We start from the raw sequence: 15,404 nt of genomic DNA on the forward strand, positions 1-15,404 counted from the left end.
GGCGTCGAGGCCAATATCGCTGAGCAATTGATCGTGTTTGCCGTGATCGATAAAAACGTCAGGTAGTCCCAATTGCAGTACTGGCATCCAGCGGTTTTGCTGATTTAGGTATTCAGTCACGGCGCTGCCCGCGCCACCGGCAATCGTATTTTCCTCGAGGGTGACCAAAAGATCGTGGTCGTCTGCTAGGGCGTCAATTAAGTCGGTATCGAGGGGTTTTACAAAGCGCATATCGGCGACGGTGGCGTCGAGTTCCTCTGCGGCGGTGAGGGCCGAGGCAAGCAGGGTGCCAAAGCTGAGAATGGCAATTTTCTGGCCTTGGCGCTGAATTCTGCCCTTGCCAATGTCCATTAATTGCATTTCTTGGTCAATGCTTATCCCTGGGCCGGTGCCTCGGGGGTAGCGTACTGCTGCCGGGCCGGGGTAGTGGTAGGCGGTGTGCAGCATTTGCCGAGTTTCATTCTCGTCGGCGGGCGCCATAATAATTAAATTGGGGATGCAGCGTAAAAAGCTGAGGTCAAAGGCGCCGGCGTGGGTGGGGCCGTCTTCGCCAACCAAGCCTGCGCGATCTATGCCGAAGGTAACGTCGAGGTTTTGCAGGGCAATATCGTGAATCAGTTGGTCGTAGGCGCGCTGTAAAAAGGTCGAGTAAATCGCCACTACCGGCTTTAATCCGTCGCAGGCCATACCGGCGGCCAGCGTCAGGGCGTGTTGTTCGGCAATAGCAACATCGTAAAAACGGTCGGCGAAGCGCTCGGAGAATTCGAGCATGCCCGAGCCTTCGCACATTGCTGGGGTAATGGCGACCAGCTCTGGGCTTTTCTCGGCTTGATCGCACAGCCAGCTTCCAAATATGTCCTGGAATTTGGGTCGCGCAGGTTTTGCTGTAGGGGTGTTGCCGTTACTTGGTTTAGGCTCGATCTTTGAAATGGCGTGAAACCCGACTGGGTCCACTTCGGCGGGCCCAAAGCCTTTACCTTTTTGGGTGCGGATATGCAGCATCTGTGGGCCTGGTAGTTCCCGCAAATTGCGCAGGGTTGGTACCAACATATCGAGATCGTGGCCGTCGATGGGGCCTATGTAGTTAAAGCCTAGCTCTTCAAATAAAGTCGCCGGCGATACCATACCTTTCATGTATTCTTCGAGCCGAGCGGCAAGGTCGGTGGCCGAGCGAGGAAACCGTTTTAATACGGTTTTGCCGCCGCTGCGCAGTTGGTTATAAGTCTTTGAGGCCCACATCTTTGAGAAATAGGTATTTAAGCCGCCAGTGCTTTTGGAAATCGACATTTGATTGTCGTTGAGTATCACTAGCATATTGGCGCCAGTGTGGGTGGCGTGGGTTATTGCTTCAAAAGCCATGCCGGCGGTCATCGCGCCGTCACCAATGACTGCAACGGTATGACGGTTTAGGTTTTGTTGGCGAGCGGCAATGGCCATGCCCAGTGCGGCGCTAATACTGGTGCTGGAGTGGCCAACACCAAAGGTATCGTAAGGGCTTTCTTCCCGCTTTGGGAAGCCCGCCAAACCTTTTGCCTTGCGCATGCCGCTCATACGTTCGCGACGGCCGGTTAAAATTTTATGGGGGTAGCACTGGTGCCCTACATCCCATACCAGGCGGTCGTCAGGGGTGTTATATACATAGTGTAGAGCAATGGTTAATTCAACCACACCAAGCCCGGCACCGAAATGGCCGCCGGTTTGGCCCACGGTGTAGAGCAGGAATTCCCGCAACTGCTCAGCCAAGCTTGCCAGTTCAGTTTCGTCGAGGCGGCGCAGGTCTGCCGGGCTGTCGATGGAATCTAGCAGTGGCGTGGCTGGTCGTGTAAGGGGGATTTCCTGAAACATTAAACGCGGGGCCCTGAACCGGTGAAAGGCGAGATTGTAAACGAATTTAAGCCGCTTTACCTATTTAAAGCGGCCTTCTTAATGTTGGCGCGCAATTATGTAATGGGACAGGTCGCGCAGTGGTGCGGCACGCTCATCAAAGCCGCTGAGAGCCTGCAAGGCCTCAGCGTGCAGGTCTTGGGCGAGCTGTTTGGCTTCAGTCATACCGAGTAGGGATGGGAAAGTCGGTTTGTTCAGTGCTTGATCCGCGCCCTGGGTTTTCCCTAATGTCTCAGTATTGCTTTCTATGTCGATAATATCGTCTTGTACTTGAAAGGACAGGCCAATGGCTTTGCCATAGCGGTCTAGCAGCGCAATTTGTTGTTCATCGGCGCCACAGAATAGTGCGCTCATGGCAATTGAGACTCGAATTAATGCCCCGGTTTTAAGCTGGTGCATGGTTTTTAGGGCCGAGAGATCAAGCTGTTGATTAACGGCAGCGAGGTCAATTGCTTGGCCGCCGACCATGCCGCGGGGGCCAGCGGCGGCACTTAATTGCTGTATTAAGGCCAGTTTGGTCTCGGCATCGACGCCTTCTAGTGTGGCGAGTATTTCAAAGGCCCGAGCTTGCAGAGCGTCGCCAACCAGAATTGCGGTAGCCTCGTCATAGGCGATATGACAGGTTGGCTTGCCTCGGCGTAAATCGTCGTCGTCCATCGCGGGAAGATCGTCGTGAACCAGTGAGTAGGCGTGAATCATTTCAATGGCGCTGGCAATCTCGTCGAGTCCGGCTTTATTCTCGTGGCCAAGCGCTTGCGCGGTGGCGTATACCAAGCTGGCGCGAACCCGCTTTCCGCCGTTCAGTAGGCTGTAGATACTAGCTTCACTGAGTCTTTGCAAGCTGCTGCTGGCGTCGGCATCGGCGTATTCGCTGCCGGTATTGTCCAGTAGCGCCGGCAGTGCTTGTTGTACACGTTGCTGGCTGTTGGCGAGAAAATCGGCAAAATCCGGGTTCATTAATTAATCTTCCGCGACGAGGGTTTTACTGTGGATTTCGCCGTCTTTTTCCATAAGCAACTGTACTTTTTGCTCAGCATCCGCCAAAGCTTGTTGGCAGTCGCGGCTTAATTGCATACCGTTTTCAAATGCTTTTAGAGAGTTTTCAAGGCTGAGGTCGCCCGATTCCATACTTTGCACGAGCTTTTCGAGTTCCGTGAGGGCGGTTTCAAAATTCACTGCTTTTGCCTTGGCCATGACATGCTCCCTAAGTGTTGTGGCGATTGGGTCTTGGGCGCGCCTATTCTAGCAGTGTCTTGGTGGATCAGGGTAATTGCGAACTTACGGTGGTTGGCTGGATAGGGCTAAGGTATGCTGATCAGTCCTTGGAATGGGCGCAGGATTTAATGCATTTTCAAAAGATAATCGATTTTTGGTTCGAAGAACTGCCGGCATCGGCCCATTTTCGGAAAGACCCAGATCTTGATCAATATATTGCCAATCAATTTGGCGCCGTTCACCACGCGGCACTAGCTGGCGAGCTTTACTCTTGGCGATACAAGCCTTTGGGGCGACTTGCCGAAATCATTGTGTTAGATCAGTTTTCACGCAATATATATCGCGATCAGCCTAGGGCATTTGCGGCAGATGGCCAGGCATTAATTTTGGCTCAAGAGGCGATTCGCGCCCGTGCCGATGAAGAGCTGAGTCAAACCCAGCGGGTGTTTATGTATATGCCCTATATGCACAGCGAGTCAGAGGCAATTCAAAATGCGTCGCTGCGCTTATATGAGGCCTTAGGTTTAGCTGATAATTACAGGTTTGCCCGTCGACATCAGGAAATTATAAAAGAGTTTGGCCGCTACCCTCACCGAAATGCTATTTTAGGCCGAAAATCGACAGCTGCTGAAATCACTTTTTTGAGTACGGCTGGCTCATCTTTCTAGTTGCAGTCAGTTTTGGCTTGCAGCAATAAATGGAGAAATTCATGCGCGCTTTACTGCCGCTGGGCTTGGTGTTTTGTTTTGTCATGAGCGCGTCTGTGCACGCCGAGTGTGCTTACCCCGACAGCGATCGCGGTACGGCGCCAGATTGGCTGTGTGGTGTGGATGAGTTTGAGGGTGCCGGTTTGTTGGCTGTTGGTGATAAAAGCCGGATGCCCTCGATTTCATTGCAAAACCGCCTCGCAGGGAAAGCCGCCATGACTGCGGTAGTGGCCAAAATACTGGCTCATGCCGCCGCCAAGCTGCAGGCGGAGTTGCCGAATTCTGTGGTCTTAGTCGTGCCCTCCGCGGTGGATTGGTCGCGGGTGGCGCGGTTTAAGGGGATTAGCGTGCTTGATAAGGTGAGTAGCCCGCAGCGCCACCTCTATGTGCTGGCAGGGGTCAAGCCTGAACTTCAAGCCGCGATGATGGCAACCGCGCGGCGAGAAGTCTTGGCGGAAAACAAGGCGCTTATTATAAAGACACTAGGGCAGAGCGGGTGGCGTCAATTAAATGCGACAACCGTTAAGCCGACCGGCGGTGCTGAATAGCACCGCCAGCGCCGGTTTATGTTGTGAGCTCTGAGGTGCAGTGCGGGCAGCGACTGGCCTTGATTGCTATTTTGGATAGGCAGTGCGGACAGTCTTTGGTGCTAGGGACCGCTGGTGCAGCTTCTTCTGCTTTTTGCATATTGTTAATGCTTTTAATCAGCATGAATACCGCGAAGGCGACAATAATAAAGCTGAATACAGCGTTAAAAAATACTCCATAGTTAACGGTTACCGCGCCTGCGGCCTGAGCTGCTGCCAAGTTCGCATAGGGGCCGGCGACGGCGCCCTCTTTTAGGGTGATGAATAAATCTGCAAAATCGACCCCACCTAGAAGCAGGCCTATGGGGGGCATAATCACGTCAGCAACCATGCTTTTAACAATGGTGCCAAAGGCACCGCCGATAATAATGCCCACCGCCATATCCACCACATTGCCACGCATCGCAAATTTCTTAAATTCAGCCAGCATCGTTCTGCCTCGCTCTTAAAATTGAATGTTCAATGACTTAATTGTGGCCTCCCAGTGGGGGGCTAGCCTAGGTATAGATGCGAAATTCGCATAATGCCAGCAAATGCCTATGGGGTGGCGTTTGTGGCGCAGTGGCGCTATTCAGGAGCGCGTTCTGCTCTGCATCGCTCGGAGATGGCCCGCATAGTGCGTGGCGTGCCTAGTGGCCAACTCAATAGCTTAAACGCTACTTTAATAGGGCTGCAGCGCGGGGTTTTGAAAAAGGAGTGCGTTCTGAGAAATTTAGGCGTCATTTTTGCTTGCATGGCTTGTAGTCACCCACCGAAAAACTTGGAATCGCCAACAATGAAGTTTAACGCGCCGTCAAATATAGGCTGTTTTCTGCTGATAAGTCTCTGCCTATATGGCTTGTCTGCCGAGGCGGCAACACTTTCTGATTTATATCGCCAAGTGCCGAAACCGCCCGCTGATGCAGGCGACGCTCTGACATGGCAACGCGATGGCAGAATAATTAACCCTGAGTTTAGTCGCATTACGGCGGTACTGGCCGCAGAGCGCGCTAAAAATTCTGCCTTGAACGGCGGGGAAGCGCCGCAGGCGAGGGTGAGTATTTCTGCGAGCACAACTGATAGCCTTGAAGTGCAAGCTGCTAGCCGAGGTTATGCCGACTACCTCGCGAGGACTGAGGGCGCCAATGCCTCGCAGGCAGTGCTTGCAAAACGTAAGCGCTGGTTGCAGGCCGCGTTTGGGCGAAAGCAGATGGGTATCAGCGAAAAGATGGCTGCATGCACTGGGGCCTGCGCGGACTCCGAGGCCTATCAAATGCTTACGCAAGATCGGGATCGTGAATTGAAGACTGAAATTCGGGCGTGGAATGCCCTGTTCGACGATTGGCAGAAGCACCGCTACGGCGAATTGATCGCCGCCGACTCGCGTATCGCTGCAACTGCTGGGGCTGCCACCACGGTGCAAAGTCGCGCTTTATTGGCCAGTTATCAAGCGGCCATGCTCGATGAGATCGATTTATTGCTGTCGATTACCGAGCTTTGTGTGTTGCGCGTTGCGGCAATTATTAAGGGCTTGGATGGTTCAGAGCCCGATGGCATCAGTGGTGCAACAAAGAAGACCGGTAAATAACAACGGCCGTCGATAGTGCATTTTCGTTTTTGAATTGAGCTATCATCGGGCGTAGCGAATGGTCAGTGCGGTGGTTGCGCCCCATATACCATTCACGAACAAAACGAGAGCAGGAGTATATAAACCGAGCTCTAGGCCGCCGTAGCCCTTTTGGGCTTGGGGGAAAACCACAAAAAGCTGAACAGCCGTTGGCAGCAGGCTCAGTAATAAGCCCTTGCTGAAAGGCCGTGATGCGAGCATAGGTAGAATAAAGAGCAAGCCCCAAAGACCGCCCCACACAATCCGCGGGTACAGCCAGCTAGGGCTTAGATTCGGCGCGATCGCAATGCCTAGGCGAGTAGTAATCCCGTGGTCGCCGAGTAGCCAGATAGCGAGGCTGTTCACCAGTGCGCCAACACAGCCAGCAGCAAAAAAGATTAGTAGTTTTCGCATGATTACTCTCAATTTATAAGGCAGCATTGCCGAGCTTGCTGCGGATGCCAATTATAGTAACTGATATATTGGGCAACGATGCGGCTAGTTTTACATGCAGGCTAGCGTCTTACCATATGGTAACCGCGTGGTGCTATCTCCGTGACGGAATAAGGGGCAAAATGGCGGTCCCTGATATATTGTTTTGCAGCGACAGCCTGGTGCTCTTTGCCAGCGCTATTGCGGCTCTTACTAGATAATAATGGCTGTGTTAATGACGACTGAATTAAGAACAGAAATTGCGTTGATCACGGGTGCCTCGGCGGGTATTGGCAAGGCGTTTGCCCAGCAATTGGCGCCGCGCTGCAAGGCGATGGTGCTTGTGGGGCGCGACGAGCATAAATTAGCGGCGTTGAGCGACGAGTTAAAGCAGGATGGTCTAACGCTATACAGCCTCGCTCTTGATTTAAGCGGCAGCATTGGTGTGGCGAGAGTGATGGAGGCAATTCGTCAAAAAGGGCCTATTACCCTGTTGATCAATAATGCGGGTTTCGGTACCACCGGTCGTTTTGCCGAGGCGGACTTGGATGATCAGCAGGCGATGGTGAACTTGCACTGCAATGCCACCTTGGCGTTGTGTCGAGCAGCGCTGCCGTATATGAAAGACAGCGGCGGCGGGCGGATTATAAATGTATCGTCCATGGGTAGCTTTTTCCCCTTAAAAAATTGTGCTGTGTACGGCGCGAGTAAGGCTTTTCTCAATGCTTACTCTGAGTCCTTGCAGCAAGAGGTTCGTCGCGACAATATTAAAGTACAGTGTTTGTGCCCGAGCTATACTCGTAGTGAATTCCATATGCGGGCACCTTTTGGTGGCTTTGATCAAAGCTCGGTGCCTGATGAGATGTGGTGGAGCGCAGAAGATTTAGTACGCTATAGTCTAGCGCAACTTTATAGTGAAAATGACAGGGTGATTTGTATTCCGGGAGATGACAGCCGTCAACTGGTGTCTCAAGGTCTACGTGCTGCTGCTGAAAAGCTCAAATAACAAGAGTTGTCATACGATGAAGTGGTCGCCAGAATTGGATCGTCAGGCTATTCCCGCCTTACCTAATATTGATGTTGATGCAGACATTGCCAAGTTACCCTGGGCGCTGAGTTACCGCGCTTATTATGGTATTGATTTTGATCAGCAATACCCTGGTCTAAGGCATTTGTTTGGCGGGTTTGATAGCGCGGGTGAGCGTATCGCTATGCAGGTCTTTAGCTTGCCGGGTGCTCACAGCACCGCCTTTGTTTACCACGGCTATTATGACCATGTCGGCTTGTTTGATAACGTCATTAATTATTTTTTAAAGCACGGTTATTCCGTTGTGGCTTACGATATGCCAGGCCACGGCTTGTCGAGCGGTGAGCCTGCCGCAATAGATGACTTTATGCGTTACCGGCAAGTTCTATGCGATGCCTTTAATGTGGTTGCTGATTTCGGTTTGCCGGCGCGGCGAGTTGCCTTGGCGCAAAGTACCGGTTGTGCAGTGCTTATGTCCCATTTGCTCAGCGGCGGCGAAGATGACTTTGAGCATGTGGTGCTCATGGCGCCGCTGCTAAAGCCCTGCGATTGGTGGTGGGGTAAACCTGCCCACGCCGTATTAAAGTATTTTATTCATAGTCTCCCCCGCAAATTTGCTGACAACTCTGATGACCAGGCTTTTTTAGAGTTTTTGCGTGAGCGAGACCCCTTACAGGCTAGAACATTGCCTGTAAGCTGGGTAGGTGCGCTGAAAAAATGGCAGCCATGGTTTCTCAAGCAAGCGCCAGTGAATAGCTCTATGTTGATTTTGCAGGGTGATGCTGATGAAACCGTAGAGTGGCGTTATAACTTGCCGCGTATTCAGCAGAAGTTTCCGAAAGCAAAAGTCGTGTTTGTGCCCGGTGCTCGCCATCATTTAGCGAAAGAGGGCGAAATGTACCGAGAGCAGCTGTGGCAGGCCTGTGATGATTATCTTTGAATGAGTCGGACGTCGGATGTCGGGCGCCAGACGCCAGACATCTGACGTTTACCTAGCCCACCGACGGCGGCGTGGTATTCGCCACCCACTCCCACCACTCGTGTTCACCTTCCGGTTTGTTCATGTCTTGGCAGCGATGCACGTCCCAAATCACCAGGTAGTCGGGGTTACTAACGGCTTCGTCGTCGCTGGTTTTGTAATCGCCTGGCGGCGCAACAAACCACGGCGCGGTCGAGGAGGGAATGGTGAATTCATTGCTGTTGCTGTGGCGCAGGGTAATGCCGTCTTTGGCGGTTACCCGCACCACGGTGCCAGCGAGCATGCGTTGTTGAAGGGTATCGCCGTTGATATCGAAATACGTTATACCGACCATCGCGCGCTTGTCGAGTAGCGCGGCGAGTTCTGGATTTAAAATATCAGACATATACCCTTACCTATCCCTGCTTAGAACAATACGCGGCAGCGAATTGTGCCTTTTACGTTGAGTAATTTTTCAACGGCGAATTCACTGGAGGCTTCATCGATATCGATAACCACGTAGCCTACTTTCTCGCTGGTCTGCAGGTATTGGCTAGAGATATTGATATTGTTCTCGGAGAAGATCAGGTTGATCGCGCTGAGTATGCCCGGCACATTGTGGTGGATGTGCAGAATACGGTGCTTGCCGGGATGGGCAGGCAGGGCGACTTCTGGGAAGTTAACCGAGGAAGTGCTCGTGCCGTTGTCTGAGTATTTCACCAGTTTATCGGCGACTTCCATGCCGATATTCAGCTGAGCTTCAACGGTCGAACCGCCCACGTGGGGAGTTAAAAACACATTGTCGAATTCACGCAGCGGCGAAATAAACTCGTCATTATTGCTGCGCGGTTCTTCTGGGAAGACGTCGATGGCGGCGCCAGCCAGCTTGTTGTCACGCAGGGCATTTACCAGTGCGTCGATATCGACCACGGTGCCCCGGGCGGCGTTAATTAAAATCGCGCCGGTTTTCATTTGCGCAAACTGATCTGCGCCCATCATCATTTGAGTCGACAGGGTTTCTGGTACATGCAGGGTGACAATGTCTGAGGTCGCTAATAGCTCACCCATGCTGACTTGGCTGGCATTGCCCAGTGGCAGCTTGTTGACCACGTCGGTAAAGCATACTTCCATGCCAAGGCTTTCAGCGATAACTGACAGCTGCATACCAATTGAGCCGTAGCCGATAATGCCCAGGCGCTTGCCGCGAATCTCGTAGGAGCCAACCGCGGTTTTCATCCACTCACCGCGGTGCGCGGCGGCGTTTTTCTCAGCCAGGCCGCGCATTAACAAAATGGCCTCGGCGATGACGAGCTCGGCAACTGAGCGAGTGTTGGAGAAGGGCGCGTTGAATACCGCAATACCGCGCTCGGTAGCGGCCTGCAGGTCAACTTGGTTGGTGCCGATGCAAAAACAACCTACTGCGATTAGCTTTTTAGCTTCATCCAGCACTTCAGCGGTGAGCTGGGTGCGTGAGCGAATGCCGACAAAATGGGCATCGGCGATTTTTTGCTTAAGCTCCTCGTCGGGCAGGGCTTTTTGGTAATAGTCGATATTGGTATAGCCGGCCGCGTGTAGGGCATCGACAGCGGACTGGTGAAGTCCTTCCAATAGCAGGAATTTGATTTTGGCTTTGTCGAGGGATGTTTTTGCCATGAAATTTGCTCGCCCCACTCTGAGGTAAAGTGAAAGCGCAGTATGTTATCATATTACACTTTCCCACGTGCGATTCTGAGAGGCATTTTTACCATGTCGGCGAGCCAAATACCGTCCTCTGCTAGTGTAGTTAAAGACTTACAGGCCATTGTCGGCGAGGACAAGGTCCGCAGCGACGCTGACATCTTGCTCAGCCACGGCCGTGACTGGACCAAAGTCCACACCCCGGCGCCGATGGCGGTGGTTTTCCCCCGCACGGTGACTGAGGTGCAAGCCATCGTTAAGCTGGCTAATAAACTGGAATTTGCGATTGTGCCCTCGGGCGGCCGCACCGGTCTGAGTGGCGGCGCCGTTGCCGCGAACGGTGAAGTAGTCGTGTCTTTCGACTATATGAGCCATATCAGCGACTTTGATCCCATTGACCGCACAGTGGTCTGCCAGGCTGGGGTAATAACCGAGCAATTGCAGGACTTTGCCGAAGAGCGCGGTCTGTTTTACCCCGTGGATTTTGCTTCTGCGGGCTCCTCGCAGATTGGCGGTAATATTGCGACTAATGCTGGCGGGATAAAAGTCATTCGCTACGGGATGACCCGCGACTGGGTGGCGGGCCTAAAAGTGGTTACCGGTAATGGCGATTTACTGGAATTGAATCGCGGCCTGCTGAAAAACAATGCCGGTTACGATCTGCGTCAGCTCTTTATTGGCGCTGAGGGTACCTTGGGGCTGATTGTTGAAGCGACCATGCAGTTGACCCGTCAGCCTAAAAATCTCACGGCTTTTGTACTGGGGGTTGAAGATTTTAACGGCATTATGAATCTGTTTAATCGCTTTCAGGCCGAGATGGATCTGACCGCGTTTGAGTTTTTCTCAGAGCAGGCACTGCAAAAAGTGGTTGCCCACAGCAAAGTGCCTCGTCCTTTTGAGTCGGTGTGTCCCTATTATGCGCTATTGGAATTTGAGTGCCTTAACGACGAAGTCGAGGCCCAGGCAATGGCATTATTCGAGGCCTGCGTGGAAGAGGGCTGGGTTAGCGACGGCGTAATGAGCCAAAGCATAGAGCAACTGAAGAACCTGTGGCGCTTGCGCGAGGATATTTCCGAGACTATTTCCCAGTGGACACCCTATAAAAACGATATTTCGACGATTATTTCGCGGGTGCCCAACTTTCTCGAGGCCGTAGAGAATCTGGTAACCGCGCAGTACCCGGATTTTGAAATTATTTGGTTTGGTCATATTGGCGATGGCAATTTGCATCTGAATATTCTCAAGCCTGATGATTTGGACAAGGAAACCTTTTTTGCTCAGTGCGCCACAGTCAGTATTGGGGTGTTTGAAATTGTTGAGAAATTTGGCGGCAGCGTATCTGCGGAGCACGGTGTGGGTTTGCTGAAAAAAGACTATTTGACCTACTCGCGCTCAGAGACAGAAATTGCCTTAATGCGGCAAGTGAAGCAGATATTCGACCCCAAGGGCTTAATGAATCCCGGTAAGATATTCGATTAGCGCGGAGTGGCCATCATGAGTTTCTATCGTCATCACTTTATCGACGGCAGTGAATTTGCCGCTGCGCCGGGCAAGCAGGTCTGTGTCGGCCGTAACTACGCCGAGCATGCCAAAGAACTGGGTAATGAGGTACCGGATACGCCGCTATTGTTTATGAAGCCCGCCACGGCCATGGTGGCCATGGCGGAGCCCTTGGAATTGCCGGCTGGTGACGGCAGCTGTCACCACGAGCTGGAATTAGCACTGCTCATTGGTCAGCCGTTGAGTGGAGCAGCTCCGGATCAGTGCCGGGCTGCGATAGCTGGGATTGGCTTAGCCTTGGACCTGACTCTGCGAGATTTGCAATCCGAGTTAAAAAAGAAGGGCCAGCCTTGGGAGCGCGCTAAGGCATTTGACGGCGCCAGCCCGCTGTCGGCCTTTATCCCCTTCGACCCTAAATTAGATTTCGCGACATTAACATTGCGCCTAAGCCGAAACGGCGGTGTGCAGCAACACGGCAGCTGCGCCGATATGCTGTTTTCAGTAGAAACCCTGCTCAGTGAAATCAGCCATAATTTCAGTCTTATGCCTGGTGATGTTGTACTTACCGGCACTCCAGCGGGCGTTGGCCCGCTGTGCAGCGGCGATCATTTGCTGTGTGAGTTGGAGGGGATGTTGAAGGTGGAGACGGTAGTGCTTTAGCGGGAGGCGCTTGACGGGAGAGGGAAGACGCTAAGATAAAAACAGTGCGCTGCCTTTGCGTTTACCGTCTCCCGCCCAGCATTAAGCGGTAAGCGTTTTCACGCCTTGTGCCGTTCCCAGCAACAACACATCCGCAGGCCGACAGGCGAACAAGCCATTTGTCACCACGCCGGTGATATTATTGATCTGCTCTTCGGTTTTGCGTGGCGTGGCAATCATAAAGTCGTATACGTCGAGAATGATATTGCCGTTGTCGGTAACCACGCCCTCGCGATAGACCGGGTTGCCACCGAGTTTAACCAGCTCCCGCGCTACGTAGCTGCGGGCCATGGGGATAACTTCCACTGGCAGAGGGAAGGCGCCGAGTTGGTCAACGAGTTTACTGCCGTCGGCAATGCAAATAAATTGCTTGCTGGCAGCGGCGACAATTTTCTCACGAGTCAGGGCCGCGCCGCCGCCTTTAATCAATTCTAAGCGTTCATTGGCTTCATCGGCGCCGTCGACATAGACCGCAATGGTGCCGCAGCTATTTAACTCCAGTACTTCAATACCGTGTTTGCGCAGGCGCTGGGCCGAGGCTTCGGAGCTGGCAACGGTGCCCTTGAGTTCATCTTTGAATTCAGCAAGTAGGTCGATAAAGAAGTTGGCGGTAGAACCGGTGCCAACACCGATGATCTCACCGTCAAAAATAGCGGGCTTGATGTGATCGATCGCGGCTTGAGCTACCGCGAGTTTTAGCTCATCTTGTGTCATTGTCGGCCCTTGGCATGAATGTGTAACGAGTGGTGTTGATCCGGCGATTATAAAATTTGCGGGAGTCAATTGCGAGGCGGATTTCGATTTGGCGGAGTAGCGAGGTTGTGGATGTGGCGGTGGGAGTGGCTAATGCTGCGCTTTGCACCGAGACGCGGTAGACTTGCCCGCTGGAATTTTTGCGTCGCAGCCACCGCTGGCGTGTTAATGGAGATGTGTTAAGGCTATGCCACAAAGCTATATAAAGAAAATCCTCAAGGCCCGCGTTTATGATGTGGCCATTGAATCGCCTGTGGATGAAATGCCCCTGCTAAGCAAGCGGTTGGCGAATAATGTCTTACTCAAGCGCGAAGATTTGCAGCCGGTATTCTCCTTCAAGTTACGCGGTGCCTATAACAAGATGATCAGCCTTAGCGAAGAAGATCGGCGCAAGGGTGTGGTCGCGGCTTCGGCGGGTAATCACGCGCAAGGCTTGGCCTTAGCGGCCTTAAAGCTTGGCGTAAAAGCCACCATTGTTATGCCTAAAACTACCCCGCAAATTAAAGTCGATGCGGTGCGGTCTCGTGGCGGCAAGGTCGTTTTAGTTGGCGATACCTATGACGAGGCTTCGGTATTCGCGAAAAAACTTGTCGAAGAAAAAGGCATGGTTTACGTCCATCCCTACGATGACCCCGAGGTTATTGCGGGGCAGGGCACCGTGGGTATGGAGATTTTGCGTCAGGTCACCGGCCCCTTAGACGCGGTGTTTGTGCCGGTTGGCGGCGGCGGTTTAGCGGCGGGTGTGGCGGCGTATATCAAATATGTGCGCCCTGAAGTGAAAGTCATTGCTGTAGAGCCAGAAGACGCGGCCTGCTTAAAGCTAGCCATGGAAAAAGGTCGGCGGGCGATATTGCCCGAGGTTGGTATTTTTGCTGACGGTGTCGCGGTGGCGCAGATTGGCAAGGAAACCTTCCGGGTATTGCGTAAAACTATCGATGGCTGTATGACCGCCACGACCGATGAGATTTGTGCCGCGATCAAAGATATTTTCGATGACACCCGCTCTATTGCTGAGCCTGCGGGCGCGCTTGCCCTTGCTGGCTTGAAGAAATACGTTGAGGAAAATGATTGCGCAGGCCAGACGCTGTTGGCCATCGACAGCGGCGCCAATACCAATTTTGACCGTCTGCGCTATATTGCCGAGCGCACCGAAATTGGCGAGCAGCGCGAGGCGATTCTCAGCGTGACGATTCCGGAGCGAGCCGGCAGCTTCAAAAAATTCTGCGCGGCGCTGGGTCGCCGCAATATTACCGAGTTTAATTACCGCTACAGCGATGACCGCGATGCTCAGATTTTTGTTGGCGTGTCGGTGGCTGCCGGTGGTGGTGATCGCAAAGAGTTGGTGGCAGCGCTACAGCAATTGGATTATCCCGTGGCGGATTTCACTGACAATGAAATGGCCAAGCTCCATATTCGTCACATGGTGGGAGGTCATCGGCCAGCTGCAGTTAGCAATGAACTACTGTACCGCTTTGAATTTCCAGAGCGGCCCGGCGCGCTGATGAATTTTTTGACCAAGTTGGGCAACCGCTGGAATATCTCGCTGTTTCATTACCGCAACCACGGTGCGGCCTATGGTCGAGTATTGGTTGGTTTGCAAGCGACGAAGGAGGAGCGCAAGGATATTGAAGCCTTTCTTGATCAGTTAGCGTACCCCTATCATGAAGAAAGCGATAACCCGGCCTATACCCTGTTTTTGAGCTGAGGCTGCTTAGCTTTTACCCCGACCACGCCGCGGATGGATCACGGCGCGGTCGGTAATGATCATATCTAGCCCAATATCCCATTCATCGACGGGCAGTGCCGAAACTTCTTGGCAGTGGTGGGCGATGCCAATCAGCAGTGGTTTTTGTTGCGGCCTGTGTTTTTTAAAGGCGAAACAGCGGTCGTAAAATCCGCCACCCATGCCAAGCCGTTTTCCTTCTTTATCGAAGCCCGCCAGTGGCACTAGAACAATATCCAAGTGTTTGGGGGCACGTGCACAATGGCGCAGACCTGCCGGTTCGCCAATGCCATAACGGTTCGCTCGTAGGGCTTGGCGGGGGTGGTAGCGCTGGAAGCCCATGCGTTTACGGCTTGGCTTGGTCACATCAATACGGGGCAAATAGCAGGTTTTGCGTTGCAGACTCGCGTGGCGCAATAGGTATTCAGGGGAGATTTCGCCATCGCTGGCCATGTACGCGGCAATATGGCCGGCGCGGCGATACGCACTGAGTTTAATTATACGCAGCATCAATTGCTGAGCGGCCAAGTGCTGCTGGCTGGGCGAAATTAGCCGGCGCCGCTCTCGGAGGCGTTGACGAAGTTGGGTTTTAAGCGCTGAGTTCATATTCGCATTATAGCGATAGAATGCTTGGAAAAGCTGTTGTGAGCGAGGAGT

At 52.9% G+C, this 15,404-nt stretch carries 17 protein-coding genes; 8 read left to right on the plus strand and 9 right to left on the minus strand.

Annotation, left to right across the window (positions count from 1 at the left end; genetic code table 11):
• The 3 genes from dxs to ABYT30_RS04155 all read right to left on the minus strand — a co-directional run.
• On the minus strand, positions 1-1,845 hold a 1,845-nt coding region (gene dxs / locus ABYT30_RS04145; protein ID WP_373095340.1), incomplete at its 3' end, for a 1-deoxy-D-xylulose-5-phosphate synthase.
• Between the two features lie 78 nt (positions 1,846-1,923).
• Entirely contained in the window at positions 1,924-2,841 is a 918-nt protein-coding gene (locus tag ABYT30_RS04150) for a polyprenyl synthetase family protein (RefSeq protein WP_373095342.1), read from the minus strand.
• Positions 2,842-2,844: 3 nt separating this feature from the next.
• Positions 2,845-3,078 carry an exodeoxyribonuclease VII small subunit gene (locus tag ABYT30_RS04155; RefSeq protein WP_373083387.1) on the minus strand — a complete coding sequence of 78 codons (234 nt, stop codon included), beginning with the start codon at positions 3,076-3,078 and terminating at the stop codon, positions 2,845-2,847.
• A 14-nt stretch (positions 3,079-3,092) separates the two neighbouring features.
• Between ABYT30_RS04155 and ABYT30_RS04160 the strand changes: the two genes are divergently transcribed.
• Positions 3,093-3,767 (plus strand): DUF924 family protein, encoded by a 675-nt coding sequence (locus ABYT30_RS04160; RefSeq protein ID WP_373083388.1) that lies wholly within the window; start codon positions 3,093-3,095, stop codon positions 3,765-3,767.
• 41 nt (positions 3,768-3,808) lie between these two features.
• Positions 3,809-4,354, plus strand: a complete 546-nt coding sequence (locus ABYT30_RS04165; RefSeq protein WP_373095345.1) for a hypothetical protein — start codon at positions 3,809-3,811, stop codon at positions 4,352-4,354.
• 16 nt (positions 4,355-4,370) lie between these two features.
• Here the strand turns inward: ABYT30_RS04165 and mscL are convergent, their stop codons facing one another.
• Positions 4,371-4,823: a large-conductance mechanosensitive channel protein MscL gene (gene mscL / locus ABYT30_RS04170; protein ID WP_373095348.1), complete on the minus strand. Its 453-nt coding sequence runs from the start codon at positions 4,821-4,823 to the stop codon at positions 4,371-4,373.
• Positions 4,824-5,168: 345 nt separating this feature from the next.
• On the opposite strand from mscL, the gene ABYT30_RS04175 reads away from it, so the two are divergent.
• Positions 5,169-5,960, plus strand: a complete 792-nt coding sequence (locus ABYT30_RS04175) for a hypothetical protein (RefSeq protein WP_373095351.1) — start codon at positions 5,169-5,171, stop codon at positions 5,958-5,960.
• Positions 5,961-6,002: 42 nt separating this feature from the next.
• On the opposite strand, the gene ABYT30_RS04180 is transcribed toward ABYT30_RS04175, so the two are convergent.
• A complete protein-coding gene (locus ABYT30_RS04180; RefSeq protein ID WP_373084975.1) occupies positions 6,003-6,392 on the minus strand; it encodes a hypothetical protein in 390 nt (129 codons plus the stop codon).
• A 253-nt stretch (positions 6,393-6,645) separates the two neighbouring features.
• On the opposite strand from ABYT30_RS04180, the gene ABYT30_RS04185 reads away from it, so the two are divergent.
• Positions 6,646-7,416, plus strand: a complete 771-nt coding sequence (locus ABYT30_RS04185; RefSeq protein ID WP_373084633.1) for an SDR family NAD(P)-dependent oxidoreductase — start codon at positions 6,646-6,648, stop codon at positions 7,414-7,416.
• A gap of 16 nt (positions 7,417-7,432) precedes the next feature.
• Complete coding sequence (locus tag ABYT30_RS04190; protein WP_373084631.1) at positions 7,433-8,377, plus strand: alpha/beta hydrolase; 945 nt, start codon at positions 7,433-7,435, stop codon at positions 8,375-8,377.
• Positions 8,378-8,429: 52 nt separating this feature from the next.
• Here ABYT30_RS04190 and ABYT30_RS04195 read toward each other — a convergent pair whose 3' ends face one another.
• Positions 8,430-8,801, minus strand: a complete 372-nt coding sequence (locus tag ABYT30_RS04195) for a hypothetical protein (RefSeq protein ID WP_373083876.1) — start codon at positions 8,799-8,801, stop codon at positions 8,430-8,432.
• Positions 8,802-8,821: 20 nt separating this feature from the next.
• Positions 8,822-10,048 (minus strand): phosphoglycerate dehydrogenase, encoded by a 1,227-nt coding sequence (gene serA / locus ABYT30_RS04200; protein WP_373083878.1) that lies wholly within the window; start codon positions 10,046-10,048, stop codon positions 8,822-8,824.
• A gap of 93 nt (positions 10,049-10,141) precedes the next feature.
• Here serA and ABYT30_RS04205 point away from each other — a divergent pair, with 93 nt between their 5' ends.
• Together ABYT30_RS04205 and ABYT30_RS04210 are read left to right on the plus strand one after the other, a co-directional pair.
• Positions 10,142-11,551 carry an FAD-binding oxidoreductase gene (locus tag ABYT30_RS04205; RefSeq protein WP_373095353.1) on the plus strand — a complete coding sequence of 470 codons (1,410 nt, stop codon included), beginning with the start codon at positions 10,142-10,144 and terminating at the stop codon, positions 11,549-11,551.
• Positions 11,552-11,566: 15 nt separating this feature from the next.
• Entirely contained in the window at positions 11,567-12,232 is a 666-nt protein-coding gene (locus ABYT30_RS04210; protein ID WP_373095356.1) for a fumarylacetoacetate hydrolase family protein, read from the plus strand.
• Between the two features lie 81 nt (positions 12,233-12,313).
• Here ABYT30_RS04210 and rpiA read toward each other — a convergent pair whose 3' ends face one another.
• Entirely contained in the window at positions 12,314-12,985 is a 672-nt protein-coding gene (rpiA, locus tag ABYT30_RS04215; protein ID WP_373095359.1) for a ribose-5-phosphate isomerase RpiA, read from the minus strand.
• Between the two features lie 226 nt (positions 12,986-13,211).
• Here rpiA and ilvA point away from each other — a divergent pair, with 226 nt between their 5' ends.
• A complete protein-coding gene (ilvA, locus tag ABYT30_RS04220; RefSeq protein WP_373084192.1) occupies positions 13,212-14,729 on the plus strand; it encodes a threonine ammonia-lyase, biosynthetic in 1,518 nt (505 codons plus the stop codon).
• Between the two features lie 6 nt (positions 14,730-14,735).
• Here the strand turns inward: ilvA and ABYT30_RS04225 are convergent, their stop codons facing one another.
• A complete protein-coding gene (locus ABYT30_RS04225) occupies positions 14,736-15,353 on the minus strand; it encodes a 5-formyltetrahydrofolate cyclo-ligase (protein ID WP_373095362.1) in 618 nt (205 codons plus the stop codon).
• Between the last annotated feature and the right edge of the window lie 51 nt (positions 15,354-15,404).

It is taken from the genome of Zhongshania sp., from assembly GCF_041623545.1.
In the GTDB taxonomy this organism is placed as follows: domain Bacteria; phylum Pseudomonadota; class Gammaproteobacteria; order Pseudomonadales; family Spongiibacteraceae; genus Spongiibacter.